Below are 14,065 nucleotides of genomic sequence, written 5' to 3'. Positions count from 1 at the left end.
TTACTTTGTTTTACTTACAATGTACCTGGCAATAGGATTGGCTCTCAAACGTTCAACAGGTATTAGTTTGGAACTCTCTTCGCAAATACCGTAGGTTCCATCTTCGATCTTGGAAAGGGCATGATAGATCTCTTGAAGCTCGGCTATTTGCCGTTCTAACAAAATACGGTCATTATCGTTGAGTGTTTCAAGTGATGCCAAATCTTCCATATCATTGATGGTATCATCGGTGCTGACATCAGATAATTCACTTTTGAGCCTTTCAATATTTGCCTGTGTATGCTGTAATCTTTCAGTCAGTAAATTTTCAAACTCTTTGAAGTCAAGATCTTCACGTTTTTTCATGATTTGCTCCTTTATGTTATTTTGATCAATATTGAGGCGACTCTTCATTCATTTCCGTCCAGTCACCAAGGTCCTTGGGGAAATTTTCCAACTCATTTTCAAAACGGTCCCATTCAATATAATCCGTATCAAAGTTTGCAACATCCGTAGCAGCTGATTCAGCACTATCATATGAGCCCAGCATCTCTTCTTCTATCCACAGCTCATACATTAAATGCCCGACTTGTCTTATTTCAAATGATCCGATAGGTGAATTATAACGATACGTATGCATGTCTTTCCTCCTTTATTTATCTTATATCATATCATAAGTAAAGCAAAAAATATAAAAACAGATAAAACTTTAAATATTCGTTTTGTTTCACTTTCATGAAATCTTCTGAAGGCCCTAAATGCTATAATGATAATAAAGGGATGGATAGTGTAAAAGGAGACTGAAATGTTGAATAAAGAGTTATATATATGAATAAAAAAATAGCTTATCAGGGAGTACAGGGTGCTTATTCGGAGCAAGCCTGTAAAAATGCTTATGCTCACTATAAGACAATTGCATGTGATACTTTTCATGAAGCGATGTGGATGGTAGAACAAGGGGATGCAGATCTGGCGATGATCCCATTGGAGAATTCAACAGCAGGGAGAGTGGAAGAGATATATAGACTTATCCCAAGGATGGCACTCCATGTGATTGGTGAGCACTTTGAGCCGGTCGTACATTGTTTATTGGCACACAAAGGAGCTAAGATAGAGGATCTGAAATATGTCGCATCACACCCTCAGGCATTGGCACAGTGTCATAACAATATCATGAAGCTTGGTCTTAAAGCTGAAGCGAAACTTGACACGGCAGGCTCAGCCAAAGAACTCTCGGAGTCGGGAGATATGTATAGTGCAGCTATAGCATCTAAGTTGGCAGCCAAGCTTTATGGTTTGCAGATTCTAAAGGAAAACTTTGAGGATATGCATGGCAATACGACACGGTTTTTCATCCTTTCACGGGATAAACAGATACCTGTTTATGATTCATCCAAGCGTTATATTACGTCACTTGTCTTTCAGGTGAAAAATATACCTGCTTCACTGTATAAATCACTTGGGGGATTTGCAACCAACGGTATTAATCTTTTAAAAATAGAAAGTTATATGGGAGCGCAACAAGTAAAAGGAAGTCAGTTTCATATAGATATTGATGGGCATATTGATTCAACTGGAATGAAATTGGCACTGAGTGAATTGGCATTTTTTGCTGAAGATGTACGTATTCTCGGAGTCTATGAAAGTCATAGAATGCATAGTGATCAACAAGCCCAAATGTAAGTAAATTCACAATATTTATTTAGATTAAAACTTTCATTTCCAAGGTGCATAAAATTAGGCTTTTTATTAATCTGCTTGTAGTAAAATTCCGTCGATATTTTTTAATGAGCATATTAACTTTTGCTTGATACAATATCTACATAATATTAATATTTAGGGGACATTCGTGAGACGATGGTTACTTCTATTGACATTGTTGTTTACAACAAATCTTCTAGCTGTAGATGCGACACTTAAGATCGAAAAAGATGTTGAGCAGCGTGCACGCATTGCACTAGTAGACGGGTCAGAGCAACATGATGAAAAGTTTTTTGGTATCTTGTTGGCCGATTTAAAAATTTCCGGCCACTTTTTAGCAGATTCCAACGTGCACCAAGGCAGTTTCAGCGGTGCATTTATTGATCCCAAGCTGAAAGGCCAGGATTATGTTCTAAAATATAAGTTGTTGATGGGTGATGGAACAAAACTTTTCATTCAACTGCTGAGAGCTTCTGATGGGATGATGCTTTATAAAAAGTCATATAGCATACCTTCTGCTGCAAAGATGCCGTTTGTAGCGCATAAAGCGATCAGTGATATAAACGCTTATCTAAAGTATCCTGATATTTCTTGGATTAACCGTTATGTGGTTTATACGCGATATACAGGTAAACAAAAAAGTGAGATAGTACTGGCTGATTATACATTTAACTATCAAAAACCTATTATTAGGGGTGGATTGAATGTATTTCCAAAATGGGCGGATGCTCAACAAAGAGCGCTTTACTATACTTCGTACAAAGGAGTATTGCCTACGCTTTATAAAATAAATATCTATACAGGTCAAAAGAGCACAATTTTAAGTTCAGAAGGAATGCTTGTGTGTTCGGATGTCAGTAAAGACTATTCTAAACTACTTCTTACTATGGCTCCAAACGGACAAGCTGACATTTATGAACTTGATCTCGCTACAGGTGCTAAAAAGAGAGTAACAAAGTTTGATGGCATTGATGTGAACGGTAAATATGTTGATGATGATAAAAGTATTGTCTTCATTTCCAATAGATTAGGGTATGCGAATGTCTTTAGAAAGGCTATCGATTCTGCTGCCGTATCTCCGGTAGTGTATCATGGCCGCAACAATAATGCTTGTGATACCTATGATGACAAGGTAGTTTACTCAAGCAGAGAGTCATCAAACAGTTTTGGAAGAAATCAGTTTAATCTTTACCTGACATCTTCACATGGAGGTGACACCAGACCATTGACTACTACAGGGACCAACCAGTTCCCGAGGTTTTCACCGGATGGTTCAGTCGTGCTTTATATCAAACATAGTGGGGGAGGCAGTGCGATAGGATATATCAACCTTGACAGCTCTCAAAGTTTGTTATTCCCAATTAGTATCAACAAAATTCAATCAATAGATTGGTAAAAGGATAAATGATGGTTAAAAAAATATGTTTTTCTACAGTAGCGGCGCTATTAATGTTGTCGGGATGTGCACAGAATACTCCTGATGTGGGTGGAAATGTATCGGATGCTAATGAGATTGCTCCAGATACCGTAAGTATCGATGAAAGTAATATGGTAGAGGATGGATCAGGTGTACGTTACAATAGCAGTAGTGACGGTTTTGTAAGTGTCTACTTTGATTTTGACGGATATAACATAGCACCATCTATGGAAAACAGAGTGTCTCATAATGCTGCCAGAGCGAAAAGTACAGGTGGAAGCAAAGTGAAGCTGGAAGGTAACTGTGATGAATTCGGTACAGATGAATACAACTATGCTCTTGGACTCAAACGTGCAAGAGCAGTCAAAGAAGCATTGGCAGATAAAGGTGTAGATACCTCTAATGTTGTGATGGTAAGCTTTGGAGAAAGCAGTCCTGCTTGTACGGATGCAACAGATGAATGTTATGCTCAAAATAGAAGAGTTGACCTAAGATTGGTGAAATAATTGATGTTAAAACGATTGATACCTTATGGCATCTCTTTGATGGTTTTCAGCAGTACAGCAGTATATGCTGAACCATCTGTCTATGGAACAGAAAGCGAGGAGTTTCAGCAACAGTATGAGGCTGATATCTCTGCACCTTCAATGCCAACCAGTTCACAACCTGCAACCATCACTTCTTTGAAACGTGAGCTACAAAGACAAAATGAGAGGATTGACGGACTGACTACGTTGGTAGAAGGGTTGAGTGCACAGCTTTTTGAACTTCAGCAGCAAAAAGGATCTGCAACTGCTTCATCTGGTATGGATAATACCGAGTTGATTAAAAAGCTTGCAGATATGATAGATAAGATCAATAGCAACTATGTCAGTAAAGAGGAACTACAACAGATACTTGCCGGCATGAACGTCAAGACTACTTCAATACGCCAGGAACAAGAGAAAAAACCTGATGCTGGAGTATCGCTAGGCGGACAAGGGAATGCTGCACTTTATACAGAAGGTGTAAGACTTTTTGGCAAAAAGCAGTATGATGAAGCAAAAAAGAGATTTGTTATCACAGATGAAAAAGGATATAAACCTGCTGCATCTAATTACTATTTAGGCGAGATCGCGTATTATACACAACAATATGAGGATGCAATCTTCTATTACAAAAAAAGTGCCGGATTATATGATAAAGCAAGCTATATTGATGTATTGTTACTTCATACGGGCATAGCGCTTGAAAATACAGGAAAAAAAGATCAAGCGAAACTCTTTTACCAAAATATCGTAGACAACTACAGCGGAAATAACTCTGCGAAGATAGCAAAAGAGAAATTAAAAAAACTATAGGAGAAGAGAATGAGATATATTGCGCTTATATTTATCTTTCTTACGACTCTTCTATCTGCTGTACATACACCACCTAAAGGTAACGCAACATTCCCTATATCAAAAACTTCATTTAAGCTAATGACTAAAGATGGTTTTAAAATAGTTGATTTAAAAGGACAGAAAATTATCGTTGTTTCTGTGAGAGAACCTGGAAGTGATGGACGTTTTTATGCCATTAATGAAGAAGGAGACGTCTGGAAGACGGGTCCTGTCACTTCAGGTGCAAAGAAGTACCGAAGTCCATCAGGTGTATTTACGATTTTCCAAAAAAAGAGATTTCATATGTCCACGGTCTATCCTGATCCAAGCGGGGTGAATAATATGGACTATATGATGAAATTTACCCGTTTTGGACATGCTTTGCATAAGGGAAGCGTAGACTGGATGTCACATGGCTGTATCCATATTGCCCCTGAAGATGTAGTGGAGCTGTTTGACTGGGCAGATTTCAGTACCAAAGTAGTGGTTACAAGACATAGTTACATACCTTTTGCCATGGAGGATCTGCAGGTGAGTGATAAAGCTTCTATATTTCCTTCCAATATACTAGAGTCAATTTTCTCTACTGATTAAAAGATGAGCGTAAGTACAAGCTTATGTTGACAAATATTCTCCTTAAGCGTTAGTAAAGTTTGCTTAGTTACAATACATCCAAATTTAATATGAGGAATATTTTATGACAATTACAAAAGAAAATTGCGTCGTAGGTATCGAATACGAAGTAAAAGAAGCAGGTACTACAGAAGTAGTAGACAGCAATAAAGGCGGAGAGCCATTAGAATTTATCATCGGTATGGGACAGATCATTCCTGGTCTTGAGAATGCTCTTGTAGGTATGAGCAAAGATGAGAGCGGAGACATTCTAGTAAAGGCTGCAGATGCATATGGCGAAGTAAACCCTGAAGCTGAGCAGACACTACCAAAAGAGCAGTTTGAAGGTATCGATCTTGCTGAAGGTATGACACTTTACGGTCAAGGTGAACATGGACAGACTGTACAGGTAACAGTAAAGTCTTTTAATGACGACGAAGTAACAATCGACTTCAACCACCCACTTGCTGGTAAAGATCTTATGTTCTCAGTTAAAGTACTTAGTGCAAGAGAAGCAACTGAAGATGAGATGGCAACAGGTGTTGTAGGCGGTCAATCACACGGTGGTGGACACTGTGGTTCAGGATGTGGTTGTCACTAAGACACCCCTTTTACACTTGCTGTATATTACGGCAGGTGTACCTCTGTTATTTATAACTCTCTTTTTCTCAATTTTTATAATCTCTTAAAAAAATAATCTGATTGTGTCCCCTTATCTGAATAATGTATTGTTAAAAATCATCGTTAATTACTCTTTTGAATCGAGTAAACAAGAGTAAGTCATCAGCGCATAATTAAAAAATGGTAAAATTACAAAATATTATTTATAAGGATTTTCATGTCAGTGAAATGTGCATTTTTATTTCCGGGACAAGGGTCTCAGGCTGTCGGTATGGGGCAGGACTTTTTTAACAATTCTGATATAGCAAAACAGATGGTAGCTGATGCAAGCGAACGTACGGGTATTAACTTCGAAGAGCTTCTTTTTACTGAGAATGATAAGCTGGAAAAGACAGAGTATACTCAACCTGCTATTCTACTGGTTTCTGCGATAGCACATAGACTATTTGAAAATGAGATGCCGATCAAGCCGCATTACGCAATGGGACACTCTCTTGGTGAGTTTTCTGCATTAGTAAGTGTAGGTGCGATCGATGCGATTGATGCAGTAGAACTTGTAAACTTACGTGGTAAATTGATGGCTGAAGCATGTGCAGGTCAAGATGTAGGTATGATGGTTGCTCTCGGACTTTCTGATGATGTTGTTGAGAGTATTTGTGCTGAGCAAAGAGATGCAGGGATGAAAGTATGGCCGGTAAACTACAATGCCGAAGGTCAGATCGTAATTGCCGGAGTGAAATCAGACCTTCAAAAGCTTGAACCGATTTTGAAAGAAGCAAAAGCAAAAAGAGCGATGCTGCTTAATATGTCAGTAGCTAGCCACTGTCCGCTTTTAGAAGCTGCTACAGCACCTCTGGCTGAAAAACTTACCGAAGTGCTTAGAGATGAGTTCAACGCACCGGTTGTTTCAAACGTAACAGCTGAGTATTACAGCTCAAAAGCTGAAGCACTTGAGCTTCTTCCAAAGCAGTTGACTTCACCGGTACTTTACAAGCAAGCAATCGCGAAGTTCGATGATGAAGTGGATTGTTATATTGAATTCGGTCATGGCGGCGTTCTAAAAGGGCTGAACAGAAAAGCAACGACAAAACCTCATTTTGTAGTCTCGGATATGGCATCACTTCAAGTTGCACTTGATGAGATCAGTAAGCTAAATGCACAATAACTAAGGATTAATTATGCCCAAGAAGATTGCTATCATGGGTGCGATGCCTGAAGAGATCGCACCGCTTTTGGATAAACTTGATAATGTCACGACAAGTGTTTATGCTTGCAATACTTACTATGAAGGAACCTATAGGGGCAAAGAGATCGTTGTGGCATACTCAAAGATCGGAAAAGTATTTGCTACGCTAACAGCAACAATGCTTATCGAAAAGTTTGGATGTGATCTGCTTCTTTTTAGTGGTGTAGCAGGTGCGATCAGTGATGAACTGGCAATAGGAGACTTGATCATTGCAGACGGGCTTTGTCAGCATGATTTGGATATCACTGCATTCGGTCATCCGCATGGGTATGTTCCTGAAGGTGAAGTATGTATCCCTACAGATGTAACACTTCGAAATATTGCAAAAGAAGTAGCAAACGAAAAGGGTCTGAAACTCAAAGAAGGGATCATTGCTACAGGAGATCAATTCGTAGCAAATTCTGAACGTAAGGAGTGGATCGGTGAGACCTTTAAGGCTCACGCACTGGAAATGGAAGGTGCATCAGTAGCTGTAGTATGCAGCTCGATGGGTGTTCCGTTCTTTATCATGCGTGCGATCAGTGATAGTGCAGATATGGATGCGGGATTTGATTTTGATGCTTTCCTGGAAAGTTCAGCTAAGACTTCAGCAGACTTTGTGATCAGTATGGTTGAAAAGATAGATCCAGAGAAACTCTGTAGACCTTGTGGTTGCAATCACAATGATTAAGAAAATAAAGGCGTAAGTTGGGTAGAAGAGACGATTTTCCAATCATACCGATGAGTAAAAAACTGCTCAAGGTGATCGGTAAGACTAATGCTGAGTTTAGGCTCATCGGTGAAGGTGACAAGGTACTTGTAGGGTTAAGCGGAGGAAAAGACTCCCTATCCCTGGTACATGCTCTCAAGCATATGCAGCGGAATGCTCCCTTTGATTTTGAGTTTGAAGCGTGTACGGTAAAGTACGGGATGCCTGATGAACATTACGATTTTCTCTCGGCACACTGTGCACAGTACGGTATCAAACATACTGTCTATGATACCAATATCTTCGATGTCAGCCAGGATGCGATCCGAGAGAACTCCTCTTTTTGTTCTTACTTCTCACGTATGCGAAGGGGAGCACTCTACAGCTTTGCACAAGAGGGCGGTTTCAACAAAGTAGCGTTGGGGCACCACTTTGATGATACGGTAGAGAGCTTCTTTATGAATATGTTCTACAACGGTACGATGAGAGCATTGGCTCCGATCTATAAGACAGGCAAAGGCTTTCACCTGATCCGTCCACTGATCCAGGTACGTGAGTCACAGCTACGCGGGTTTGCAATGGATAACAATCTGCAAGTGGTCGGTGATGAAGCATGTCCTGCAATGCTCAAAGATGTCAAAATGCCGCATGCCAGAGCTGCTACTAAAGAGTGGCTTGCAGGGCTTGAACAGAAAAACAGTGATATCTTCAAGATGATCAAGGCTTCTTTCAAACATATTCATGACGATACGTTCCTCGACCCCGAGCGTTGGGACAGGGATGATATATAACTGTGATGAATAGCAATACATTTACAGTTTCAAGAAAAGGCCGAATCGATAAGGTATTAGCTGAAAATCTTGATGTAAGCCGTAATCAATTAGAAAAGCTTATCAAAGACGGATTAGTCTCTGTCAATGGTAAGAAGATCACCAAGCCTAGCTTCAAAGTAGAAGAGGGTGATGAAATAGCGTATGAGTTTAAAGAGGCTGAGAAGCGTGAGGTAGCACCTGTGGACTTTGATGTCGAGGTGATCTATGAAGATGACTACCTGATGGTCATCAATAAACCTGCAGGACTTGTGGTACATCCGGCTCCTTCAGTAAAAGAGCCGACTTTGGTAGACTGGCTGATACAACGCGGGATATCACTCTCCACGATCAGCGGTGAAGAGCGTCACGGGATCGTTCACCGTATCGATAAGGAGACCACCGGGGCACTGGTCATCGCCAAGGATAACAAGACCCATGAAAAACTGAGTGAACAGCTGCAGGATAAGAGTATGGGGCGTTACTATCTAGCACTCATTGACTATCCGCTCAAAGAAGATATCGTAATAGACAAGCCTATCGGACGTAACCCAAATAACCGTCTCAAAATGGATGTTGTACCTCATGGCAAAGAGGCAAAAACAGCCTTTGTAAAACTGGCTCAAAGCAGTTGTGATACAGAACTGATCGCTGCAAAACTTTTTACGGGGCGTACGCATCAGATACGTGTACATTTGGCAACACTCGGACGTCATATATTGGGTGATGAATTATACGGATTTAAGAGCAAACGGGATAAAATTGCACGTGTGAAGCTGCATGCATATCTGCTTTATCTGACGCATCCTACTACAGGGGAAAAGATGGAGTTTGTAGCTCCTCTTTTTGAAGATATGCAAGCATATCTGGCAAAATATTTTGATGAAAGTGAAATTAATGAGAAGATCGATCCTCGCACTCTTGGCGACCGCTTTAATAGTATTTAACGGCTGTGGCGGTGTTGTACAGAGTATGACCGTTTATGAGAGTGATCCTTCTTTAGCAAAACTCCAAAATCTCAAAACCCTTCCTCAGAGAAACTCTATCGGTTTCGAGTGGGAAAAAATCACAGACAGTAAAGTACGCGGGATCAATGTCTATAGAAGCGTTGATGGTGAAGAGATGCATATTGCTACGATCTCCAATGCATATGCTACTCATTTTGTCGATACACAAGTCAAACCCGGACAAAGTTACAGCTACACATTTAAAACATTGCGTTTTGGAAAAGAGGCTGAGTCTGGCACTCAGATCAAGGTTCGTGCATTATCTCCTCTTGCCAGTGTAACTTTCCTCCAAGCTTACAAAGTAGGGGAAGGGACAGTGAAACTGCTCTGGAGACCACATGATAATGAGAGTATCAATGCCTATATCATCGAACGTTCAGTAAACGGAGGTGAATGGAGATATCTTGCTCAGGTCAACGGACGGATCATGGTAGAGTATATTGATACGTTTGTCAGACCGGGAAGGGAATATCACTACCGTATTATTGCGAAGAGTTATGACGATACGACTTCGCGACCAAGTCAGCCAACACAAATCAGACTGTAAACAAGGAAAAAGATGCCACATATTAAAGTCAAACCATTTGACAGTACTATCGTAGATAAGAAGATACCTGATAGTTCATTACTTACCTTTCGTGCAAAAGCAATAGGAGCCGATGAGGAGTTATGGGGAGTAGAATACGCAGGTGAAGAGTTTTTACTCCAGTACAAACCTGAGAGTAACGGTGCAGCACAACTCAAATACGACAAGGTTACCAGACCGTTGAAGGTCAATCTGCTCAAAGAAGCTTTGGCAAAAACTGCTGAAGAGCTGAACCTTGAAATACAGAGTTCCAATATCGCGATCTCTCATACCAAAGCCCCGCTCTCTTCGAAATATTTTAAGAAGATAGAGGATTTTGAAACGGTTGATTACACTAAAGAGAAGCTTTCTGTTGAAGTAGGGTTTGGTAGCGGGAAACATCTGCTTTACCAGGCAAAGAAAAATCCCGACACATTGTTTATCGGACTTGAGATCCATACACCTTCTGCACAACAGGTTCTCAAACAGATCGAACTACAGGGATTGGATAATATCTGGGTAGTCAACTACGATGCGAGGCTTTTTTTGGAGATGCTCCCATCCAACAGTTGTGAACAGGTCTTTGTACACTTTCCTGTTCCGTGGGATAAAAAGCCTCATAGAAGAGTCATAAGTCCGAGTTTTCTTGAAGAGTCTATGAGAGTGTTGCGTAAAGACGGAAGACTTGAATTACGTACAGATAGTGATAATTACTTTTGGTATGCATTAGAGACTTTCTTTGGAGAAAATGTACCGAAAACACATGTTGAAGTACGCAAGAATGAAGCCCTGGAAGTGACCAGTAAATATGAAGCAAGATGGCTTAGACAGGAAAAAGATATCTATGATGTATATGTAAAGTGTTTAACTGAGTCTGAAGCAAAAGCATTAGATATTGATTTTAATTTTAATGCAGTAAAATATATGCAAGGTATAGAGGAAAAACTTTCAAAAAAAGCTATGGTATTTGATGGATTCTTTATACACTTTGAACGTCTTTTCAAGATCGGTGAAGATAAACTATTGATCAAATGTGCATTTGGAAGCTATGACAGGCCTGAGCATAAGTATATACTGATGGATAAAGAAGGGTGTAGATATTTCGCATCTGTCCCGGTTAAAACAATGGTAAATTTCAAGGCACATCAAAAAATGAAAGACATCTTTTCACAAGGAGATTTAATTGTCTAACGTTATCAATGCTTCTAATCTGATTTTGTCTTATGACAACGGTAGAAAAGAGGTAATTAAAGATGCCAACTTTACGGTCAAAAAAGGGGAGTTTGTTTTTATCACGGGACCTAGTGGATCAGGTAAGTCGACACTTCTCAAATCACTCTATGGAAGGATAAAACCGACATCGGGAAATCTTGTTGTCGGAGGTATGGATCTGGCACATGTCAAGCCTTCAAAACTTCAAGAACTGCGTACCCATATGGGGATCATCTTTCAGGACTTTAAACTGGTCAATGAATGGACTGTTTCAAAAAATGTTGTTTTACCTTTAATGATCGCAGGTTACTCAATTGATGTTCAAAATACACAGGCGCACAGACTGCTAAAGCATGTTAAACTCACCGAACATGCTGATAAGTACCCAATGGAGCTGAGCGGTGGGGAACAGCAGCGTGTAGGTGTGGCAAGAGCCCTGGCAAAAAACCCTGTGCTGATCCTCGCAGATGAACCGACAGGAAACCTTGATGACTACTCCTCAAATGTAATTTGGGATCTGATGGAAAATGCCTGTCAGCAACTTGAAACCACCGTACTGGTTGTAACACACAAAATACCTCAAGTATTCTCGTTACCGTATAGACACTTCATTATCGAAGGCAAGGGTGTATATGAAGTACATTAAAAACCATTTGATGTTTATTTTTCCTTTGATGGCAATATTATTGGGCATTGAGTTCTATCTTGTTTTTGATCGTACTACCGATACATATGAAAAAGGGCTTCAAGAGGGATATTCGATGCTTGTAGTAGCCAAACAACCTATGAAAATCGATGATTTTCAGGCACTCAATAGACATGTCAGTAACATTGATAGCATAGAACGGGATAGGATAGTTGCAAAGATCGCCAAAGGTGTTACCAAAGAGGGCGAGGAAAAAATTTTAAAATCATTGCCATATTTTTACAATGTACATTTGGATGAGTATATCAGTACAGAAGAGTTAATAAAGATTAAAGAGGACCTCGAGTCTAGTTCACTCATTAAAAAGGTTGAAACATTCGGCAGCAATTATGAATCAAATTACAGGTTGTTCAGTTTTATCAAATTTACGTTGAAAATATTTATCGCATTTATGTCCGTGGTGAGTCTCTTTTTGATCATGAAACAGATGGAGATCTGGAAATATGCACATAAAGAGCGTATGCAGATCATGGAGATCTTCGGTGCTCCGTTGATGTTACGAAGCGGTGTGCTCTTTAAGATCGCGATCGTCGATGCTATCGCTGCAACATTGATCGTAAGCAGTATTTTTCTCTATCTCAAATTTCAATGGGCTGTAAATAGCGGTATAGAGATCATGGTTCAAAACAGAGATTATCTCTTTAGGATCACAGATATAGGTATTTTGTTGGCCGCTGCTTTAGTAATAGTGATCATATCAGTCTATTCGGTAGTATACAGCTCCAAGGGAGTACAGTAGTGATACGACTGTTTATCTTCTCGACTTTTCTGGCGTTTTCATTTCTGTTTGGTGCAACTACGGTAGAGAAGATCAAAGATTCAGAACAAGGTTTAAAGGTCACTTCAAATCAGAAGAAACAAACAAGCAGAAAGCTTGAGAAGATCGCTGAAGATATTAAAAAAGCTGAGAATGATATTTCATTATTGGAAAAAAAGATAGATCAGCTTAAAGCCGATGAGGATAAAACTGAAAAAGCCTATACGCAATTGAAAAGCGAATTGACTGAAGCGGAGAAGGAACTTGACCAGATCAATATCGATATTAAAAAGAAACGTGAAGCATTTTTATCATTAGCTACTGAGCAGTTCTCAGTGATTTTCGCACTACAACAGTTAAAGACACAGACGCGTGAATCTGTTATCTCTTATGAAGTGTATAAAGCATATGAAAAACATAACAATGAAGAGCTGGCATCTCTCAAAACAGATATCATCGGTTTGGAAAAAACTCAGCAAAATAAGAGTGCTTTACGAGATCAAACAAAAAAATCGCTCTCCGGGATCATTTCCAAACGAGAAGATTTTGTTCAAAAGAAAAAAGAGAAAGAAGCTTACGTCAAGAGATTGGTGGATGACGAAGAGAAATACCAAAAGAAGTTTGATCAAATCGTAGATAAACAAAATGTACTTCGTGATACCCTGGCTCAGCTCAATATTTTGCATAAACAAGAAGCAGATGAAGCAAAGCGTGCAGCAGAGGTAAGGAAAGAAGCGATACGTCTTGAAAAAGAACGTAAAAGAAAAGTAAGGCTTGCCCAAGAACAACAGAGAGAAGCGCAACTCGCTGTTATGAAAGCTCAGACCAAAGAGGCGAAAGTAGCAGCAGCACTCGCAGCCAAAGAAGCGGAGACAAGTCGTCTGGCAGCGGAAAAGCAGAGTGAAACGGTAAGAAAAGTAAACTCTTCTTACCAAAAGTCTGAAACCTACAACTATAGAGGAAGCAAGACGATCTCTCCTATCAGCGGCGCAAAAGTGGTTAAAGCGTTTGGAACCTATGTAGATCCTATCTATAAGATCAAGATCTATAACGAATCAATCACGCTTCAGGCTCCGCAACAGGATGCAAAAGTGCAAAATGTTCTGAATGGACAAATCGTTTATGCCGGAAGCAGCAGTATGCTTGGTAAAGTCGTTGTTGTTGCACACAGTGGAAAGCTTCATACTGTTTATGCAGGGCTTTCGAAGATCGCTCCGAATATCACAAAGGGACGTAAGATAAAAAAAGGTTATGTTGTAGGAAAAGTGAACAGTAAACTGATCTTTCAAGCGACAAAAAACTCAAAACATATCGATCCTTTAAGACTCATCAATATCTAATGATTCTATGAGTAAGAGGGGATTGGTAAAGCTGTGGTTTAAAC

At 39.8% G+C, this 14,065-nt stretch carries 17 protein-coding genes; 15 read left to right on the top strand and 2 right to left on the bottom strand.

What is annotated here, in order from left to right; genetic code table 11:
* Positions 1-345 (bottom strand): TraR/DksA family transcriptional regulator, encoded by a 345-nt coding sequence (locus PGH07_RS02710; RefSeq protein ID WP_289412393.1) that lies wholly within the window; start codon positions 343-345, stop codon positions 1-3.
* Between the two features lie 25 nt (positions 346-370).
* Positions 371-619 carry a hypothetical protein gene (locus tag PGH07_RS02705; protein WP_289412391.1) on the bottom strand — a complete coding sequence of 83 codons (249 nt, stop codon included), beginning with the start codon at positions 617-619 and terminating at the stop codon, positions 371-373.
* A gap of 188 nt (positions 620-807) precedes the next feature.
* On the opposite strand from PGH07_RS02705, the gene PGH07_RS02700 reads away from it, so the two are divergent.
* From PGH07_RS02700 to PGH07_RS02630, 15 genes are all read left to right on the top strand, one after another.
* Positions 808-1,662 carry a prephenate dehydratase gene (locus PGH07_RS02700; protein WP_289412390.1) on the top strand — a complete coding sequence of 285 codons (855 nt, stop codon included), beginning with the start codon at positions 808-810 and terminating at the stop codon, positions 1,660-1,662.
* A 166-nt stretch (positions 1,663-1,828) separates the two neighbouring features.
* A complete protein-coding gene (gene tolB, locus PGH07_RS02695) occupies positions 1,829-3,076 on the top strand; it encodes a Tol-Pal system protein TolB (protein WP_289412389.1) in 1,248 nt (415 codons plus the stop codon).
* An 11-nt stretch (positions 3,077-3,087) separates the two neighbouring features.
* On the top strand, positions 3,088-3,603 hold the full coding sequence (locus tag PGH07_RS02690; protein WP_289412387.1) for an OmpA family protein: 516 nt from the start codon (positions 3,088-3,090) through the stop codon (positions 3,601-3,603).
* 3 nt (positions 3,604-3,606) lie between these two features.
* The gene (locus tag PGH07_RS02685) at positions 3,607-4,437 is read left to right on the top strand and encodes a tetratricopeptide repeat protein (RefSeq protein ID WP_289412385.1); all 831 of its coding nucleotides are present in this window, start codon (positions 3,607-3,609) and stop codon (positions 4,435-4,437) included.
* A gap of 9 nt (positions 4,438-4,446) precedes the next feature.
* Positions 4,447-5,052 carry a L,D-transpeptidase gene (locus tag PGH07_RS02680; protein ID WP_289412383.1) on the top strand — a complete coding sequence of 202 codons (606 nt, stop codon included), beginning with the start codon at positions 4,447-4,449 and terminating at the stop codon, positions 5,050-5,052.
* 103 nt (positions 5,053-5,155) lie between these two features.
* The gene (locus PGH07_RS02675) at positions 5,156-5,671 is read left to right on the top strand and encodes an FKBP-type peptidyl-prolyl cis-trans isomerase (protein WP_289412381.1); all 516 of its coding nucleotides are present in this window, start codon (positions 5,156-5,158) and stop codon (positions 5,669-5,671) included.
* Between the two features lie 237 nt (positions 5,672-5,908).
* Complete coding sequence (fabD, locus tag PGH07_RS02670; protein WP_289412380.1) at positions 5,909-6,856, top strand: ACP S-malonyltransferase; 948 nt, start codon at positions 5,909-5,911, stop codon at positions 6,854-6,856.
* A gap of 13 nt (positions 6,857-6,869) precedes the next feature.
* Positions 6,870-7,607: a 5'-methylthioadenosine/adenosylhomocysteine nucleosidase gene (locus tag PGH07_RS02665; RefSeq protein ID WP_289412378.1), complete on the top strand. Its 738-nt coding sequence runs from the start codon at positions 6,870-6,872 to the stop codon at positions 7,605-7,607.
* Between the two features lie 41 nt (positions 7,608-7,648).
* The gene (locus PGH07_RS02660; RefSeq protein WP_434481299.1) at positions 7,649-8,416 is read left to right on the top strand and encodes a tRNA lysidine(34) synthetase; all 768 of its coding nucleotides are present in this window, start codon (positions 7,649-7,651) and stop codon (positions 8,414-8,416) included.
* Positions 8,417-8,421: 5 nt separating this feature from the next.
* Positions 8,422-9,381, top strand: coding sequence for an RluA family pseudouridine synthase (locus tag PGH07_RS02655; RefSeq protein ID WP_289413068.1), 960 nt, complete (start codon positions 8,422-8,424; stop codon positions 9,379-9,381).
* Positions 9,332-9,988 carry a fibronectin type III domain-containing protein gene (locus PGH07_RS02650; protein WP_289412376.1) on the top strand — a complete coding sequence of 219 codons (657 nt, stop codon included), beginning with the start codon at positions 9,332-9,334 and terminating at the stop codon, positions 9,986-9,988. The genes PGH07_RS02655 and PGH07_RS02650 overlap by 50 nt, the downstream gene beginning before the upstream one ends.
* A gap of 12 nt (positions 9,989-10,000) precedes the next feature.
* A complete protein-coding gene (gene trmB, locus PGH07_RS02645) occupies positions 10,001-11,197 on the top strand; it encodes a tRNA (guanosine(46)-N7)-methyltransferase TrmB (protein ID WP_289412375.1) in 1,197 nt (398 codons plus the stop codon).
* The gene (locus PGH07_RS02640) at positions 11,190-11,864 is read left to right on the top strand and encodes a cell division ATP-binding protein FtsE (RefSeq protein ID WP_289412374.1); all 675 of its coding nucleotides are present in this window, start codon (positions 11,190-11,192) and stop codon (positions 11,862-11,864) included. The genes trmB and PGH07_RS02640 overlap by 8 nt, the downstream gene beginning before the upstream one ends.
* Positions 11,851-12,663 (top strand): cell division protein FtsX, encoded by an 813-nt coding sequence (locus tag PGH07_RS02635; RefSeq protein ID WP_289412373.1) that lies wholly within the window; start codon positions 11,851-11,853, stop codon positions 12,661-12,663. The genes PGH07_RS02640 and PGH07_RS02635 overlap by 14 nt, the downstream gene beginning before the upstream one ends.
* Entirely contained in the window at positions 12,663-14,021 is a 1,359-nt protein-coding gene (locus tag PGH07_RS02630; RefSeq protein ID WP_289412372.1) for a murein hydrolase activator EnvC family protein, read from the top strand. The genes PGH07_RS02635 and PGH07_RS02630 overlap by 1 nt, the downstream gene beginning before the upstream one ends.
* The last annotated feature ends 44 nt before the right edge of the window (positions 14,022-14,065 follow it).

Origin of the sequence: Sulfurovum zhangzhouensis, assembly GCF_030347965.1 — a bacterium.
In the GTDB taxonomy this organism is placed as follows: domain Bacteria; phylum Campylobacterota; class Campylobacteria; order Campylobacterales; family Sulfurovaceae; genus Sulfurovum; species Sulfurovum zhangzhouensis.
Note: the sequence above shows the minus strand (reverse complement) of the source record. Positions and strands in the feature narration are given on the sequence as shown.

Excerpts from the sequence above, each read along its gene's own strand:
- PGH07_RS02710 (WP_289412393.1), bottom strand. The coding sequence starts at position 345 with ATGAAAAAACGTGAAGATCTTGACTTCAAAGAGTTTGAAAATTTACTG.
- PGH07_RS02705 (WP_289412391.1), bottom strand. The coding sequence starts at position 619 with ATGCATACGTATCGTTATAATTCACCTATCGGATCATTTGAAATAAGA.
- PGH07_RS02700 (WP_289412390.1), top strand. The coding sequence starts at position 808 with ATGAATAAAAAAATAGCTTATCAGGGAGTACAGGGTGCTTATTCGGAG.
- PGH07_RS02690 (WP_289412387.1), top strand. The coding sequence starts at position 3,088 with ATGGTTAAAAAAATATGTTTTTCTACAGTAGCGGCGCTATTAATGTTG.
- PGH07_RS02685 (WP_289412385.1), top strand. The coding sequence starts at position 3,607 with ATGTTAAAACGATTGATACCTTATGGCATCTCTTTGATGGTTTTCAGC.
- PGH07_RS02680 (WP_289412383.1), top strand. The coding sequence starts at position 4,447 with ATGAGATATATTGCGCTTATATTTATCTTTCTTACGACTCTTCTATCT.
- PGH07_RS02675 (WP_289412381.1), top strand. The coding sequence starts at position 5,156 with ATGACAATTACAAAAGAAAATTGCGTCGTAGGTATCGAATACGAAGTA.
- fabD (WP_289412380.1), top strand. The coding sequence starts at position 5,909 with ATGTCAGTGAAATGTGCATTTTTATTTCCGGGACAAGGGTCTCAGGCT.
- PGH07_RS02665 (WP_289412378.1), top strand. The coding sequence starts at position 6,870 with ATGCCCAAGAAGATTGCTATCATGGGTGCGATGCCTGAAGAGATCGCA.
- PGH07_RS02655 (WP_289413068.1), top strand. The coding sequence starts at position 8,422 with ATGAATAGCAATACATTTACAGTTTCAAGAAAAGGCCGAATCGATAAG.
- PGH07_RS02650 (WP_289412376.1), top strand. The coding sequence starts at position 9,332 with ATGAGAAGATCGATCCTCGCACTCTTGGCGACCGCTTTAATAGTATTT.
- trmB (WP_289412375.1), top strand. The coding sequence starts at position 10,001 with ATGCCACATATTAAAGTCAAACCATTTGACAGTACTATCGTAGATAAG.
- PGH07_RS02635 (WP_289412373.1), top strand. The coding sequence starts at position 11,851 with ATGAAGTACATTAAAAACCATTTGATGTTTATTTTTCCTTTGATGGCA.